This is a genomic window from Rhizobium sp. 11_C7_N12_5 (genome assembly GCF_051811145.1).
GTDB classification, from domain to species: domain Bacteria; phylum Pseudomonadota; class Alphaproteobacteria; order Rhizobiales; family Rhizobiaceae; genus Rhizobium; species Rhizobium lusitanum.
The window spans coordinates 819,471-834,423 of record NZ_JBPWPY010000003.1; the positions used below are offsets into that span (position 1 = coordinate 819,471).

15 protein-coding genes and 1 pseudogene are annotated in these 14,953 nt (G+C 58.4%); 8 read left to right on the forward strand and 8 right to left on the reverse strand.

Annotated elements, in window-relative coordinates; genetic code table 11:
- Nucleotides 1-82: 82 nt before the first annotated feature.
- Both AB8B29_RS33295 and AB8B29_RS33300 read left to right on the forward strand, forming a co-directional pair.
- Nucleotides 83-1,072 carry an IS5 family transposase gene (locus AB8B29_RS33295; protein ID WP_439007027.1) on the forward strand — a complete coding sequence of 330 codons (990 nt, stop codon included), beginning with the start codon at nt 83-85 and terminating at the stop codon, nt 1,070-1,072.
- A gap of 181 nt (nt 1,073-1,253) precedes the next feature.
- Nucleotides 1,254-1,520, forward strand: coding sequence for a potassium channel family protein (locus AB8B29_RS33300; protein WP_113108287.1), 267 nt, complete (start codon nt 1,254-1,256; stop codon nt 1,518-1,520).
- 532 nt (nt 1,521-2,052) lie between these two features.
- Here the strand turns inward: AB8B29_RS33300 and AB8B29_RS33305 are convergent.
- From AB8B29_RS33305 to AB8B29_RS33335, 7 genes are all read right to left on the reverse strand, one after another.
- A complete protein-coding gene (locus tag AB8B29_RS33305) occupies nt 2,053-2,859 on the reverse strand; it encodes an ABC transporter ATP-binding protein (protein WP_439007028.1) in 807 nt (268 codons plus the stop codon).
- Between the two features lie 17 nt (nt 2,860-2,876).
- The gene (locus AB8B29_RS33310) at nt 2,877-3,569 is read right to left on the reverse strand and encodes an ABC transporter permease (RefSeq protein ID WP_439007029.1); all 693 of its coding nucleotides are present in this window, start codon (nt 3,567-3,569) and stop codon (nt 2,877-2,879) included.
- Between the two features lie 2 nt (nt 3,570-3,571).
- Nucleotides 3,572-4,285 (reverse strand): ABC transporter permease, encoded by a 714-nt coding sequence (locus AB8B29_RS33315; RefSeq protein ID WP_439007030.1) that lies wholly within the window; start codon nt 4,283-4,285, stop codon nt 3,572-3,574.
- On the reverse strand, nt 4,275-5,444 hold the full coding sequence (locus AB8B29_RS33320) for an NAD(P)/FAD-dependent oxidoreductase (protein WP_439007031.1): 1,170 nt from the start codon (nt 5,442-5,444) through the stop codon (nt 4,275-4,277). The genes AB8B29_RS33315 and AB8B29_RS33320 overlap by 11 nt, the downstream gene beginning before the upstream one ends.
- Nucleotides 5,437-6,969, reverse strand: a complete 1,533-nt coding sequence (locus tag AB8B29_RS33325) for an FAD-dependent oxidoreductase (protein WP_439007032.1) — start codon at nt 6,967-6,969, stop codon at nt 5,437-5,439. Before AB8B29_RS33325 ends, AB8B29_RS33320 begins: the two co-directional genes overlap by 8 nt.
- The gene (locus AB8B29_RS33330; RefSeq protein ID WP_439007033.1) at nt 6,959-7,270 is read right to left on the reverse strand and encodes a (2Fe-2S)-binding protein; all 312 of its coding nucleotides are present in this window, start codon (nt 7,268-7,270) and stop codon (nt 6,959-6,961) included. The genes AB8B29_RS33325 and AB8B29_RS33330 overlap by 11 nt, the downstream gene beginning before the upstream one ends.
- A 74-nt stretch (nt 7,271-7,344) precedes the next feature.
- Nucleotides 7,345-8,190 carry a transporter substrate-binding domain-containing protein gene (locus AB8B29_RS33335; RefSeq protein ID WP_439007034.1) on the reverse strand — a complete coding sequence of 282 codons (846 nt, stop codon included), beginning with the start codon at nt 8,188-8,190 and terminating at the stop codon, nt 7,345-7,347.
- Nucleotides 8,191-8,310: 120 nt separating this feature from the next.
- Between AB8B29_RS33335 and AB8B29_RS33340 the strand changes: the two genes are divergently transcribed.
- Nucleotides 8,311-9,243 (forward strand): LysR family transcriptional regulator, encoded by a 933-nt coding sequence (locus AB8B29_RS33340; protein WP_439007035.1) that lies wholly within the window; start codon nt 8,311-8,313, stop codon nt 9,241-9,243.
- A gap of 353 nt (nt 9,244-9,596) precedes the next feature.
- Here the strand turns inward: AB8B29_RS33340 and AB8B29_RS33345 are convergent, their stop codons facing one another.
- Nucleotides 9,597-9,905: an RES domain-containing protein gene (locus AB8B29_RS33345; protein WP_439007036.1), complete on the reverse strand. Its 309-nt coding sequence runs from the start codon at nt 9,903-9,905 to the stop codon at nt 9,597-9,599.
- Between AB8B29_RS33345 and AB8B29_RS33350 the strand changes: the two genes are divergently transcribed.
- From AB8B29_RS33350 to AB8B29_RS33370, 5 genes and pseudogenes are all read left to right on the forward strand, one after another.
- Nucleotides 9,873-10,577, forward strand: a complete 705-nt coding sequence (locus tag AB8B29_RS33350; protein WP_439007037.1) for an IS6 family transposase — start codon at nt 9,873-9,875, stop codon at nt 10,575-10,577. The two genes, AB8B29_RS33345 and AB8B29_RS33350, sit on opposite strands and share 33 nt — an antisense overlap.
- A 53-nt stretch (nt 10,578-10,630) precedes the next feature.
- Nucleotides 10,631-10,843: pseudogene (locus AB8B29_RS33355) on the forward strand (cyanase); the annotation flags it as partial.
- A gap of 573 nt (nt 10,844-11,416) precedes the next feature.
- On the forward strand, nt 11,417-12,850 hold the full coding sequence (locus AB8B29_RS33360; protein WP_439007038.1) for a GH39 family glycosyl hydrolase: 1,434 nt from the start codon (nt 11,417-11,419) through the stop codon (nt 12,848-12,850).
- Between the two features lie 324 nt (nt 12,851-13,174).
- Nucleotides 13,175-13,882, forward strand: a complete 708-nt coding sequence (locus tag AB8B29_RS33365; protein WP_439007039.1) for a glutathione S-transferase family protein — start codon at nt 13,175-13,177, stop codon at nt 13,880-13,882.
- A 75-nt stretch (nt 13,883-13,957) separates the two neighbouring features.
- Nucleotides 13,958-14,260, forward strand: coding sequence for a putative quinol monooxygenase (locus AB8B29_RS33370; RefSeq protein ID WP_439007040.1), 303 nt, complete (start codon nt 13,958-13,960; stop codon nt 14,258-14,260).
- The last annotated feature ends 693 nt before the right edge of the window (nt 14,261-14,953 follow it).

The following is a 14,953-nucleotide window of genomic DNA, read 5'->3' on the forward strand; positions in this document are numbered from 1 at the left end:
AGCAAGTATAGCCTTGGTGCGCGGATCGTTAATTGCGTTGTCGTAGGTGACCTGCGATCGCAATAACCTGGCTTTTGCAACGATGCCTTTCAAGCACAACGCCTACCGCCGCCATCGTATTGGCAAGATGAAGTTCAAAGTCACGAACTGGCGGGAGTACGAGACAGGCCTTCGTCGGCGCGGAAGTCTGACGCTTTGGGTGACGCCCGAGGCACTGTCGTCCTGGCGAGCGCCGAAGCGAACGACGCGCGGCGGCCAGCCGCGCTATTCCGATCTGGCGATTGAGACTGCCCTGACGCTGGGACTGGTGTTCGGCTTGCGGCTGCGGCAGACCGAAGGCTTCTTGACCTCGGTACTGAAGCTGATTGGGCTGGATCTCGTCGTTCCCGATCACACGACCGTGAGCCGTCGTGCAAATAAACCGAGAGCGCCGAACAAGCGGCACTCTGATCGCTTCCCGGAGAAAGGGCCTGTCCACGTCCTGATCGATAGCACAGGGCTGCAGGTCTACGGCGCTGGCCAATGGCTGGAGGAAAAGCATGGTGTTAAATCCCGTAGGGCTTGGCGGAAACTGCATCTGGCGCTGGATGCCGACAGCTCTGACATCATCGCTCACGTTATGACGGACCGGGATGCCGGCGACGCCTCGCAGGTGGAGCCACTACTCGACCAGATCGACATGCCGATAGCGCAGTTCACGGCCGATGGAGCCTATGACGGTGAGCCGACCTACGCTGCCGTCATCAGGCACACCGCCGATGCTGAGGTAGTTATCCCGCCGCGTGCCAATGCGGTAGAACGTCAGCACGACGATCCCACCAATCAACGAAACCAACATATCGCGACGATCAACGCTGATGGCCGGATGAAATGGCAGGCCGCGACCGGCTACGGCAAACGATCCTTGGTCGAGACCGCGATCGGTCGCTACAAATCCATCATCGGCGGCCGGCTAAGAGCGCGCTCGTTCGCAGCACAGCAGACGGAAGTCGCCCTCAGCTGCGCAGTGCTCAATCGAATGCTGGCATGCGCACGCCCGAAATCCGTCCGGCTCAAGTTCGCTATCGCATAGTCGTAGCATCAAAGACGGAATTCCGTTCTTTCAACGATCCGCGCACCAAAGCCGAAGATCGACGTTTTATCGACTTCTGAACCTCCAAAATGGAGCACCTTCATCCCGGTTTTATCCCTCGTCGCAGTCATTCGTAGACAAAATATTCGAGCCCGCAGCTGGTTCGGGCCATCTCGCCCCCATGCTTGCACTAACGAAATCAGAGGAGGAGAAGCTCACAGATTATATTCGGGGCGTTGAAGGAGACGCCTCAAGCTTCAGCGGGCAGTTCTGGAGAATGACGTATTTCAGCGCAGTTGCTATTACCACGCTTGGCCTCGGAGACATTGTCCCAATAAGCCCGATGTCTCGCGCGTTAGTGGCAGCGGAAGCTGTAGCAGGTATCGTGCTAGCTGGGCTCTTCTTGAATGCACTCGCGTATCAAGTTGCGAGGCGTGAAGGCAACTGACTGTAAATCCAAGCCTTCTCCCCCGGAATGGGAGGGTACGTTTGAGGATTGGATCAATTTGCAAGATCACCGCAACGGCCTGCATCACAAAAGTGCAAGGAACCCCACTGTGATGATCACACAATTCTGGTCTGCCGACCAATCGACGCCTCTCGAAGAGACGAAAGCGGATTGAATGGCCGCCTTGAAAAGATACGAACCTACAACCTGCCGAAAGATCGTTCGCAATTTCAGTAACTAGCTACGACGCAGAACCATGCCCAATCAAGAGGCGAGCCCGTGTTCTTATCGTTCTGTAGTTGCCGCACAAAGCGCAAGCACTCGCGCCATAGAGCGAACCGCCTTCACGGCAATATGGCGCTGCGATATGTGTTCGATCAGCTCAAGAGGACGGGCCTCTATGAGGAACTCAATCGGACAATGGCATCCTTTGGGATCACAACAGTGGAACAGGCAACGCGGGACATACTGTGGCGCCCGCCCCAGGCCGATGAGCGGCACAGCGTGGAGTGAGAGCCCGCTGCGCCGTACGTCAGCTGTTGAAGCGTGAGACGAACTGGTCGAACCGATCGTTTACCCCACCGCCGAAGAGCTGTTGGGGTGACCCCGTTGCGGCTATCCTGCCCTGATCGAGGAACACGATGCGATTGGAAACATCGCGGGCAAATCCCATCTCGTGCGTCACCACGAGCATTGTGAGCCCTTCGGCCGCGAGATCCCGCATCACCCTCAGCACTTCACCGACCAGTTCCGGGTCAAGGGCACTTGTCGGCTCATCGAAAAGAAGCGCCTTTGGCCGCATCACCAACGCCCTTGCGATTGCAGCCCGCTGCTGCTGACCACCCGACAGCTGCGCGGGGTAAAAATCAGCACGCTCTATGAGACCAACGCGCTCAAGCATTGCTTCAGCCTCGTCCCTGACCTCACGCTTTGCGCGGCGCTGTACGTGGACAGGTGCTTCCATCAGATTTTCAAGCACCGTCATGTGTTGCCAGAGGCAGAAGTTCTGGAACACCATGGCGACCTGCGTGCGGAGCCGGTCGACCTGCCTCTGGTCACGGATTGCAAGATTGCCGCTCGTCTTCTTCAACCCGACCTGCTCACCGAAGATGCAAAGCCTGCCTGCCGAGGGCATCTCAAGCAGGTTCAGACAGCGGAGAAACGTAGACTTCCCCGAGCCGGAAGACCCCAGAATGGAAACAACCTCACCGTCGTACGCCTGGAAATCGATCCCTTTCAGAACTTCGTGCGCACCGAAGTGTTTGTGCAGACCATCGACTGAGATTGCGGGCACCTTCGCTGCCTGACTGCTTGCGGTTTGTGGTGGTAAAGTTGTCATGTGCTGTGTCCTTCGGCTCAAGCGCGGCGATCGGCCAGATGGCCGTTCAGAAATCTCTCCAGAATGGCAAACGCCATGCTCACCACGAAATTCAACGCCAGATAGATCGCACCTGCGACCGTGAAGATCTCGATGACCCGATAGGTGTCGGAGGCGAGCCTGTAGGTAATCCCTGTGATTTCATTCAAGGTGATGATGCTCGCAAGCGAGGTGGCCTTGATCATCTGAATGACTTCACTGCTGTAGACTGGAAGACCGTGCCGTACCGCAATCGGCCAGATAATCCTCCTGCGAAGCAGAAGCCCTGACATGCCGCAGGACCGGGCGGCCTCGATCTCTCCGGGTGGAACTGCCTGAACCGCACCGCGAATGATCTCCGCCGTGTAGGCTGACGTATTCAGCGACAAGGCAAGGACAGCGCACCAGTAGGGCTCTCGCAGGAACGGCCAGATGAAGGACTGCCGCAACAGACCGATCTGGCCGAGGCCGTAATAGATAAGAAAGATCTGCAGGAGGAGCGGCGTCCCCCTGAAGAGTTCCACATAAGCGGTGGCAGGCCCGCGGACCAGGCCATGGCGGCTGGTGACCGCAGCCTGTACCAGACAGGCCAGGACAAATCCCGCCAACAGAGAAATGGCCGTCAACTGGAGCGTCAGAGGGATCCCGAGAAGCATCTGATGGAAAATGTCTTTTATGAACAACCAGTCCATCGTCATCGCCTCCACGGCTTGTTCATGTGGTCTTCGACCTTTCGGAGAAGCCGCCCGCTGAGCCGCCCGATCAGGAAAAAGGCGGCCGCCGCGACGCTGAAGAAAAGCAGAGGCTGGTGCGTGGATCCTGCCGCTATACCTGTCTGGCGCAGCAGTTCGGTCAGCCCGATGACCGAGAGCAACGAGGTTTCCTTCAGGGCTGATTGCCAGATATTGCCAAGCGCCGGCAGGGCGAAGTGCAGTGTCTGTGGAACGATGATCCGCCTCAAGAGAAGCGGTCGCGACATGCCGCAGGAAACGCCAGCCTCAATCTGCCCTCGATCAAGCCGCAGAAAAGCCGCGCGGAACGCTTCAGTCTGATAGGCACCGGAAACGACGCCGACAGCGATGACGCCTGTCGCAAAGCCCGGCAGCGAATAGAACCCGTCATAACCGCTGATGTTCATGATCTTCGTCAGCCACAGGCTCCCGCCGAAGTAGAACAGATAGATGATGAGGATCTCGGGAATGCCGCGAAGCACCGTGGTGTAGAACTGCCCGATCAAACGAAGCATTATATGCCGCGACAGTTTCAGATAGGCGCCCGTGACACCCAGCACGCTTCCGAGCGCAAATCCGAAAATAGCTGCGAGAACGGTCACACCTGCGGCGCTGAGCAGGGGAAATCCCCAGCCGCCAGGCCCGAAGCCGAGAAGTCTAAGCGTTTCAAGCTGCATCGTTACGCCCCCGCTGAGCCGGTTTCCCCGCTTGGAAACGATCGACGGCGAACGGCTGAAGGCGCGCGTCGATGTTTCCGGAAAGAAGCGAGGCGGCCACGGTTTCGCCCACCGCAGGCGAGAGCTGGAAGCCGTGGCCGCAGAAGCCGAACACATGCCAGAGGCCCGGGTGTCTGGCGCTTGGCCCGATATAGGGTATGCCATCAGGCGTCACACCTTCGAGGCCGCTCCAGGTGCGAAGGACAGGAATATCGGAGAGGCAGGGAAAGGCATCGACGGTCGCCCGGGCACTCGACACCATTCGGTCCATGACCGTGAAGGAAGTACCCTCCTCCAGACACGGCTTTCCGGCAATGCCACCGCCGATGACAAGCGAACCGACCGCGCTTTGCTTGAAGGAGAGCGGCCTGTCGATCCCGATTACGACCGGCGCGACGAAGGGCTCGACCCGCGCCGTTACCATCATGCTCAAGGCCATGGACCTGAGCTCGAGATTTTCGTCCACGAGGCCCGCGAGGCCCGCGCCCCAGGCACCTGCGCAATTGACGACGATTTCCGCTTCCGCTGTTCCGCGGTCGGTCGTGACGCGCCAGGAACCAGAGCCATTAAGATCAATTCCAACAACACAGCAGCGCTCCTCGAAATGGGCTCCGCCGGCGGCGGCGGCCATGCGGAAGGCTCGGGCAGCATTCGCGGGATTGGCATGCCCATCGGGCCGCGACACGAGCCCACCGAGGACCTGGCTGGAAATACCGGGAAGCAGACGCCTTATGTCCGCGCCGTCCAGCAGTTGCTCGTTTGGGATACCGCGCCGCTTCATGTCGCGCTCGCGCTCCCCCGCCCAGGCCATTTCGTCTTCATCCATGGCAATTGCTATCTGCGACGTCTGCAACTGCACTTCGGATGCCTCGGCCGCCGCCTGACCGACGAACTGGTCAAGGTGTGCCCAGATGTCCATGGCTCTGACCGCGATGGGATATTCGCGGTGATCTCGCAGAAGCAGCCTCAGTCCGCCGGCATTCACGCCGGAGGCATGGCGGCCGGCAACCGTTTTGTCGATGACCGTAACCTTGCTGCCCGCCTTCGCGAGAAAAAGAGCGATGGCGCATCCCTGCAGTCCGCCGCCGATGATCACGACATCATTCTTTCGATCAAACATCGATCCCACCCCTGCTGGAGGCGTCGGGCTTGTCATCCAGCGCCTCGGAACGGGAAAGGTCCGGGTCGAGCGACTGAAGCTGTGCCAGCACGCCGAGCGGAACGGGCCGCACGGGCGGACGGCCCCTGAAGGGCATGGGGAGCGGTGAATCAAACTCGCGAGATAGCAGTCGAGCGATCGCGGTGGCGCAACTGCGTCCCTGGCAGGGTCCCATGCCACAGCGCAGAAGCCCTCGAAGTTGATCCATGTCGGTCACCCCCTGTTGGGCGCAACTCCGAATCTGGGCTGCGGTGATCTCTTCGCAACGGCAGATGATCGTGGCGTCACCGAGCTCGACTGACCATCGTCCAGGTGGAAAGGCGGCGTCGATGAAGGGCCGCGCCGCCATGGCTTGCGCATAGCGTTTTGCGGGACTTGAGTGTGAGGCATGCCGGGATTTCACTGCCCCCAGGCTCGCCGCAATTGTCTGCCCCACGTGCATGCCGTGAGCTGCTGCCGCATCCGCCCCGCCGATCGTGCGGGCGTCACCGGTTAGCCACACGCAGTTGGGACCAGGAGAAAGGCTCGGTCCACTGACCGGTTTGGCAAGACCGTGGGCATCGGTAACAGGCCTCCAGCTGGCATCGTCGGGACGCCACTCCATCGCAATGCCCGCCCCCTGAGCGAGATCGATGGACGGAATGATCCCGTCATGTACGATCAACAAGTCACACGGCAGGCGCATCGTCTTGCCTGCTGCCTTGATCACAACCTCCCGCAGCCTCTCATTACCAACAGCTTCGAGATGGGTAAGACTGGTCACGGTCCTGACACCGACCCGACGCAGGTTGGCCATCCAGCCGGCTCCCTTTGCCAGCGCCGGAAGCGCTGCCGGGCGAAGCCGTGGTAGGGCAGCGAGCTTGTCGCCCAAACCATCCGTTCTCGCGATAAGTGCGGGTCTGACGGCGAGTTTAAGGAGTTGATCGGCGAGGAGGAAGAGCAGCGGTCCGGTTCCGGCCAGAACGACCCGACCGGAGGGTTTGAGCCGGCTCGCCTTGATCAGTGTCTGCACAGCGCCCGCGGTCATTACGCCGGGAAGCGTCCAACCCGGAAATGGCATCGGGCGCTCCATCGCACCGTTGGCCAGCACGACATGGCGCGCCCGAAGATAACCGCCGCGGCCAGCCTGCTGCCATCCCACGGTTCCATCGGTTCTCAGTTCCCACACCACTGTATTCGGGCGATAGTCGATGTTCGACTGCACTCGGAACTGCGCAACCAGCGGCTGGCCGGCCGAATAGGCCGCGCCGAGCGCATTGGCGAGGCCATGACTTGCCCCCTCGTTGAGGTTTGCCTCGACGGCCCGATAGATCTGGCCGCCGGGGGAGGCGTTCATGTCGAGCACGATGACGCTGAGACCCGCGGCGGAGAGTTCCACGGCGGCCGACATGCCGGCCGGGCCTGCGCCGATAACGATGACATCGGCATCCCTTGGCATGGCGCCCGTGCCGGCAGCCGAAGGGTCGGGCCTCGGTTCAGCGGTCATAGTTGGCTCCCCGGTAAATGGTGGCGGGACCTGCCTGTGTGGCGACCTGCATTCCCTCCCGCACCACCGTCAGGCACGCCTGCCGGCTTCCGAGACCCTCGATTTCGACCAGGCACTCAAAGCAATGCCCGATCATGCAGAACGGCATGCGCGCGGCGCCCGAAACCGGCGTCGTGCGAAAGCGCGTCACTCCGTTACGCAAAAGACAGGATGCCACCGTCTCACCGGGCAAGGCTGTGACCGGCAGGTTATCGAAGTAAACAGTCAGCATGGCCTCGGGAGACCCGATCGGCTGAAACATGAAAACACCTTGTGTGGAGAAGAGAGGCGACCGTGAACTGGCGCCCCCTCAGCATGAGAGGGCGCGTCCCGGCATTATTCGTGGATCGAAATGTCGATCCCGAACCACTTCTTGGTCAGGGCCGCATTGCTGCCGTCCTTGTTGACAGCCGTGACGGCATCATCGAAGGCATTGCGAAGCGCCTCGTCCTTGGGGCGCAGTGCCACATTTGTGGTGCCGAGGCCGAGGATACCGCCTGAGAAACTCGGTCCCGCGAGGACGAGGGTGCCATTGCTGCCGTCAATGGCGGCCTTGAAGACCGTCACGTTGGCAACCGCAAGATCGATCCTCCCAGCATTCAGTTCAAGCGTCAGTTGGTCGAAGGTGGGATATTCGCGGATGTCGGCGCCGGCCAGATATTTGTGAGCGAATGTCGCCGCCGTCGAACCGGTCTGGACGCCCACGACCTTGCCCTTGATCTTCTCATTGAGAACGGTCAGCGCAGCTTCCGCCTTTTCCGGAGATTGTGCCAGATCGAAGGACACTCCCGCATCCGGAAGGCTCTTCATGTCGTTCGAGCTCGTGGTCAGAAAGCCATTCGGCGCTCTCGCATAGGGTTTGGAGAAAGCAACGACCTTCTTGCGTTCCTCAGTCACGCCCATTGACGCAATGATGGCATCGTATTTGCCGACGTTGAGTCCGGGGATAATGCCGTTCCACTCCTGAGGAATGACGTTGCACTGCACCTTCATCTTCTCGCACAGGAGCTTGGCAAGTTCAATTTCGTAACCGCCGAGTGTCCCGTCGGGATTGGTAAAATTCCAGGGGGCATATGCTCCCTCGGTGGCGATCGTGATCTTTGGTGGCAGATCCGCGGCTAGGCCTGTCGAGGTAAGGACGGGCAGTGCAGCGAGTGCAAGGAGCAGTCGGCGTGTAATCATCTGGTTTGTTCCCTCTGTTTTTGACAGGCATGAGCCCGCTCAAGCTTTATGGCACCTGCGGCGGCATCAGGGGATACAGTATCTATTTGACCTGAGCATAAGCACAGCTTACGCTCAGCCATGAACAATACTTCCATTCCCTCGCTCAACTGGTTGCGCGTCTTCGAAGCTGCCGCACGGCACCAGAGTTTTGCCAGGGCCGGCAAAGAGCTGAACATGTCCGCTGCTGCAGTCAGTCAGCAGGTCCTGGCGCTCGAAACACATCTGGGTCGCCCGTTATTCCAGCGGACAGCAAACAAGGTGATACTGACACCGGACGCGAGTGACTTCCTGCCAACTGTCCAGGTGTCCCTGAGCACGATCGAAAGCAAGGCTGCGGCACTCTTCGGAAGACAGAGGATCGAGCAGGTGACATTGCTTGCCAGTCAACTCATGGCAATGAGTTGGCTGCCCCGTGTAATCGCTGACTTCGAAGCCGAAAATCCAGCGGTCCGCGTGTCCCTGATCATGGAGGGTTCGCATCGCAATGCGGACGTCGATCTGCAGATCTGTTTCGGCGAGGAGCCGCATCTGGTCAGGCACCCCTCCTGGCTCATGGGCCTGTCCCACGTCGTGATGGGCCGAAAGGAGGACGTTGAAAGCATCAACACGCTGGAAGATATACTGAGTTTTCGTCTTTTCGACGTGGCATCACACGCCATGGGATGGACGGCGCTGCTCAATCACAATTTCGGTCCGTTGAAGGGTTTCAGTCTGAAACTCGAAGTGGTCGACACGACCCCGCTGGCCCTGATGATGGTGAGCCAGGGGCTCGGACTTGCCATCGGCCACCTTCCGGTTTGTGGACCCCTGGCGGCATCCTTGGGTCTCGAAGTTTGTTCCATCGTTCCAAGGACGAGAGGATCCGGAAATTACTATCTGGAGCGGATTGCCGGGCGGCCGCCGAAGGCTTCGATACCCGCCCTCGAACAAGCGCTGCAGAGTGCAGCGCAAGCCGCGATGCGCTCCGGATTGCCGACGACGTCGGGCGGCGTTTCGAAAGACGCTCAATAAACCAGTGCCCGCTCTGATCAGGATTAGATTTCGAGCCAGAACGAAAATGGGCATACCAGCTGCAGCGGGAACCGCGGAGGCAGTTCGCCTCCCGTAAGACCGGTTCAACAGGGTTGCCGCAGGAGGTTTAGCAAAGCGCCGGCATCAGCCGGAAACCGGGACCGACAGCCCCCGGCGCGCGGGTCCGCTCTCTGTCTCTTGCTCTCCGTGGGATCACAGCCGGCGCCACGAATTTTGATCTCGCAAGTCGGAAAATCTGAGCCCCTGGAGGATCTGTCCGGCGCGGCTGGAGTGCGATTAAACTTGGAACTTTGCCGACCCGGAAACGACCAGCACCCAAGCCGGCAATGTTTTCAAGGAAGATCGACCAGACTCACACGGAGGTCATTGATGACCGCAGCGAGCCCTGGGGCGCCAATCAGCGGCATGACCCGGACCGGCGCCAGCTTGGAGACGGCACGCCCAAAGACAGCGACATTCGTGTGGCCGTTCAGGCGAGATGGATAGATGATGCCATCAGGAAGCGATTGGTGCTCGTGGAAAGCCAACGCCCAGGAGCGCGCCAGACTCTGGCGCGAGGGTGATGTCAGGTTAACTGCGGCTGAAAGATTTGCGGGTATGTCGCCGTCATGAGCCACAATCCTGTCAGCTACAAGCGCCATCGTTTCCCATCAATCGTGATCGCCCATGCGGTGTGGCTGTATTTCCGATTTCCATTGAGCCTGCGCCTGGTCGAAGAGATGCTGCTGGAGCGCGGCATCGTCGTTTCCTATGAAACGATCCGTTGTTGGGCGAAGAAGTTCGGCCCAATCTACGCCGGCCGGTTACGTCGGAAGGTGCCCAGCGCAAGTGACATCTGGTATCTGGACGAGGTGGTCGTGACGATCGGTGGGAAGAAACATTGGCTCTGGCGTGCTGTCGACCAGGATGGCTATGTGCTCGACGAAATCGTCCAGGCTCGCCGCAACACCAAGGCTGCCAGGCGACTTCTGATCCGGCTGATGAAGAGGCAGGGATGCCTGCCCAAGCGCATCGTCACCGACAAGCTTCGCTCATACGGCGCGGCGCATCGTCAGATCATGCCGACGGTCGAGCATCGATCGCACAAGGGCTTGAACAACCGCGCTGAAAACTCGCACCTGCCGCTGCGAAAACGGGAGGGGGTGATGCAGCGGTTCCGCTCGCCAGGTGCGTTGCAACGTTTCGTCAGCGTCTTCTCCGCAGTCCGAAATCTCTTCGTCCCAACCCACCTGAAAAAGACAGCCATCGCCGTCCACCTGCATCGCCTCGGGGCGCTCGCACATTGGAGGAGCATGGCCGGAATTGCCGCGTGATCACTCCGACCCTGCCATCGCGCACTTGTCCCAGTTAACCTGACATCACCAGTCAGCAAGTTCCCACGGATCCCTGCATCTATCGGTTTTATGAAATAATCGGTGTTTACGGCGAGACGCTCAAGGCGCTGATTCAGGAAAAGGGTGGCGACGGCATCATGAGTGCCATCGACTTCGAAATGGGCGTCGAGAAGGTTCCCAACCACAAAGGAGACCGGATCGAAATCAGGATGAGCGGGAAATTTCTTCCTTATAATCGCTGGTAACGTCGAAAACCTCCAGCGGGCCCGCGCTGCAGGCCCAAAGGACCCGGCAGATGATCATGAAATTCGTAATTGTCGTAACACCAAAGAACACGGATCGCCGTTGGCGTTTCCAAGACGCGGTAGCCCATCAAGTTTTCCGAGCACAACCACCTGCCCTTTCGGCTAAATTGCCGGTTGGCAGTTTCCGTGCGAGAGCGAGGAGCGCCAAGCGAAGCTGGAAGCAGAAATAGTCTATCATAAGAGGGGCTCGCCACGGCCCTGGGGGTATGTCCGCTGCGAGCCCCGGGCCGGTCATCATGTCCAGCCGGAATCATTGCGACAGACACGCTACCAAATTTCAAATTACATTCCGGTAATGTATCGACCGCGTTGCCCGGCTGGAGCCGTATCGCTCTCGAATCGTGAAGTATGGTGTCGCGGAGGTTACGCCGCGCGACCAGCGTCCGAAACTGGGGTCCCTCCCACACACATCGTTGGCTTCAATTTGACGTGATTGCGCAACAACGGCGTTTGTACGGGGTTGTAGTCGTAGCGCTTGGTCTTGCCGCGACCCTCCTACGATTGGAGTTTCCAATGTCCATCGAGTTCTTATGCAACCTCCACGCCGATGGCGCGGAGTTTCCACATTTTTGGGAACACACAGTGGGCAGCGGTCACGCGATACTTGCGCTGCGGGCCGACTGGCAGGCGCAGCTTCGCCGGGCTCGCGAAGAGCTAGGTTTTCGGCATGTCCGTTTTCACGGTATCCTGGATGATGACATGGGAACGATGGTCGCTCAGAATGAGCAACCCCTCTACTCGTTCTTTAACACCGATCAGATTTTCGATTTTCTTCGTTCGATCGGCATGCGGCCCTTCGTCGAACTGAGCTTTATGCCGTCGATGTTGGCATCAAGCAGCCAAACAATCTTTCGATATCGCGCCAACGTCAGTTCGCCGAAGGATTACGATCTTTGGGCAGCGCTAATTCAAAAGCTTGTCGGACACTGGGTCGACCGATACGGTCTCGAGGAAGTGCGGGAATGGTTCTTTGAGGTCTGGAACGAGCCCAACCTCACGGCCTTTGGAGATGCCAATCAGGAAGAATACTTCAAGCTTTATGCGGTGAGCGCCAACGCCATAAAATCGGTAGATGTGGAGCTCAAAGTCGGCGGCCCAGCCACCGCTGCAAATGCCTGGATAGCCGATTTAGTTCGCTTTTCTATCGAACACAGCCAACCGCTCGATTTCATTAGCACGCACCACTATCCCACGGATTCATTCGGCAAGCCAGGCGATGATACCGAAACCCAGCTAGCGATGAGTAAGAGGAGCGCGTTGCGTAAGGAGGCAGGAATTGCACGGAAAGAGGCAGGTGACCGCCCCTTGTACTACACCGAGTGGTGTACGTCGTCCAATCCCCGTGATGCAATGCACGACGAACCCTATGCTGCAGCCTTCATTGTTAAGACAGTGATGGAGGCACGCGGCCTCGTACAAGGCTATAGCTACTGGACTTTCTCCGATATCTTCGAGGAGAACTACTTCCCATCGATACCGTTTCACGGCGGTTTCGGCCTCATGAACATCCATGGTATTCCCAAGCCCGCATATCGCGCGTTCGAATTGCTGCACGCCCTTGGGAACGAAATTCTCGTGGTCGACGGTAAACACCAAACGGTCGACGTCTGGGTAGTCCGTAGTGGCTCCTCGGTCACCGTGCTCATCTCGAATTTTTCGCTACCGCACCATTCAATCAATGATGAGGAAGTACGGCTGACAATGACGACGCCAAATCCCGCCGTTCGAGCAAGTGCCAAAACTATCGATGTGGATCGAGGTAATCCTAAGGCACATTGGGTGGAGCTTGGATCGCCGGAATATCTGAGTAAAGAGAATGTCGACCTGCTGATGCAGTTTTCCACACTGCGCGAAGACCCTGTCGACGTAAGCAATACCATGGGGACCATCAATTTATTCGTCGTTGTGAAGCCCCTAAGCGTCACCGCGGTGACATTGTTCTTTTAGACCGAGATCTGTTGATGGCAGCCGAACCAGCGACATCGTGATTGTTATGCAGTCGGGGTGAGACTCCATGGGATAAGGAACTGAGTTGCTTCAACGAGACATTGAGATCTTGTTTCGCGCAGCACCAGCGGAAACGCAGGTTTCCACTGAGTGGCCCTACGCTGGAGATCGGCGCATGCAAGACAGCGGCCTTTTAACGTCGCTTTCAAACGCGGCGATCAACTTCGTGATTAGACCCGGCGGCTCTGCCGTGGTTGGCTGCGCCAAGATAGAAATACCAACCGTCCGGCCAACGAACCCATTCAGGAAGAAGGTGAAGCTTCCATGATCCGCTTCTATTTCCACCCGACACCGAATCCGGCAAAAGTTGCCCTCTTTCTCGAAGAAGCCGGCTTGCCCTATGAATTGATCCCAGTGGACACCAGCAAGGGCGAGCAGCATTCGCTGGACTTTCGCGCTATCAATCCGAACGGCAAGGTGCCCGCCATCGTCGATACGGACGGACCGAGCGGGTTGGAAACGCGGGTTTTCGATTCGACGGCGATCCTGTTTTACCTGGCCGAGAAGACCGGGAAATTCCAGGGATCGCCCGTTGACCGTCCCGAACTTCTTTCATGGATGCTTTTTGTAGCGACAGGTCTTGGTCCATTCTCGGGGCAGGCAGTTCATTTTCAGTTCGCTGCCGCCGACAAGTCACCGTACGCGACGTCCAGATACCGCAAGGAGGCTGAGCGGCACTATGGTGTCCTCGAGGCCCATCTTGAGGGGCGTGAGTATCTTGTCGGCAACGACTATACGATTGCAGATATGTCGGCCTGGGGATGGCTCGACCGTGCATCGCGAGTGCTGAAGGGACAAGACGACCCGCTAGGCAATTATCCAAATATAAAGCGATGGTTTGCCGCCATAAACGCCCGTCCTGCGGCAGCAAGGGCACGGCTTGTTGGAACGGACCATAGCTTCAAACGGGAAAATGACGACGAAACCAAACGCGCGCTTTTTCCGTCCAACTATCAGGATCTTATCGGCTGACCTGCGGGCGGGGACAGCCCGTTGAGATGACTGAACGCGATCTTTCAACCTGGCCCAACATCTGAGGAAGAGAACATGACTAAAGTTGCTTTGTATGTGGAATTGAAGGCTAAGGCAGGTAGAGAAGAAGAGGTTGCTGCCTTCCTCAAGAGCGCGGAATCTCTTATCGACCAGGAGGTGCTGACGGTGGCTTGGTTTGCCGTGCGGTTTGACCAGAGTACTTTCGCCATCTTCGATGCTTTTGACGCCGAGGCCGGACGTCAGGCACATCTGAGCGGTCAGGTGGCAGCAGCGTTGATGGCGCATGCCGGCGAATTGCTGGAGACACCGCCGCAGATCAGAAGTCCCGAAGTGCTGGCGGACAAACTTCCAGGATAATTGGGCTGATCAGGAGTAGTGGCCGATAAGTCCTGATGTCCTTCGTCGCGGCTGAGGTGGCTCGCCCTACACTGGTCTTGCGAGAGTTGCTCGGATGGCCGAGCCGATCCTCACGACAGGATGGAGCGCCGTTGCGGTCTATAGAGAATTTTGTCGGAATCGATGTTGCTAAGCTGAAGAATGCGATTGCTGAAGTTGGCCGGAACGGAGAGATCCGTTATGCTGGCGGGATCGCGTGCATCCCTACTACAAAGCGAGGCCCACCGGTTACGGCCTCCAGCGGCTCACCAAATTCCTTGGCCATGACTACATCGAGTCGCTCCGTCGCTGATCCCGAGAACGCCTGGCGACCGGGTGCGCAGAGAGCTGAGAGGTAGGTTATGGTTGGTGGTCTTGAAAGGATGTGAACAACCGACGCGGTAGTTATTGCTCAATACCGAAATATTCAGGCCGGCTTCAGCACCCTAATCTTAATCTAGCCGCAATGGCTGGACTGAGTCAAAAGTGACGGCCCGGACGAACGCGTGGATAGCGGGCTTTTGAAAGTAAAAATGTCCGCTACCTCCCGGCTGTGTTTGCACCCATCGACGAGAGCGCTACCACTCGCGGCAGCGCTGCGTTCCATTGGTGATCGCAGGACATAGTCCGCAGTCACGCCCTTTGTTTCTTTGTATTCTGGCGAAGGCGCCCAGA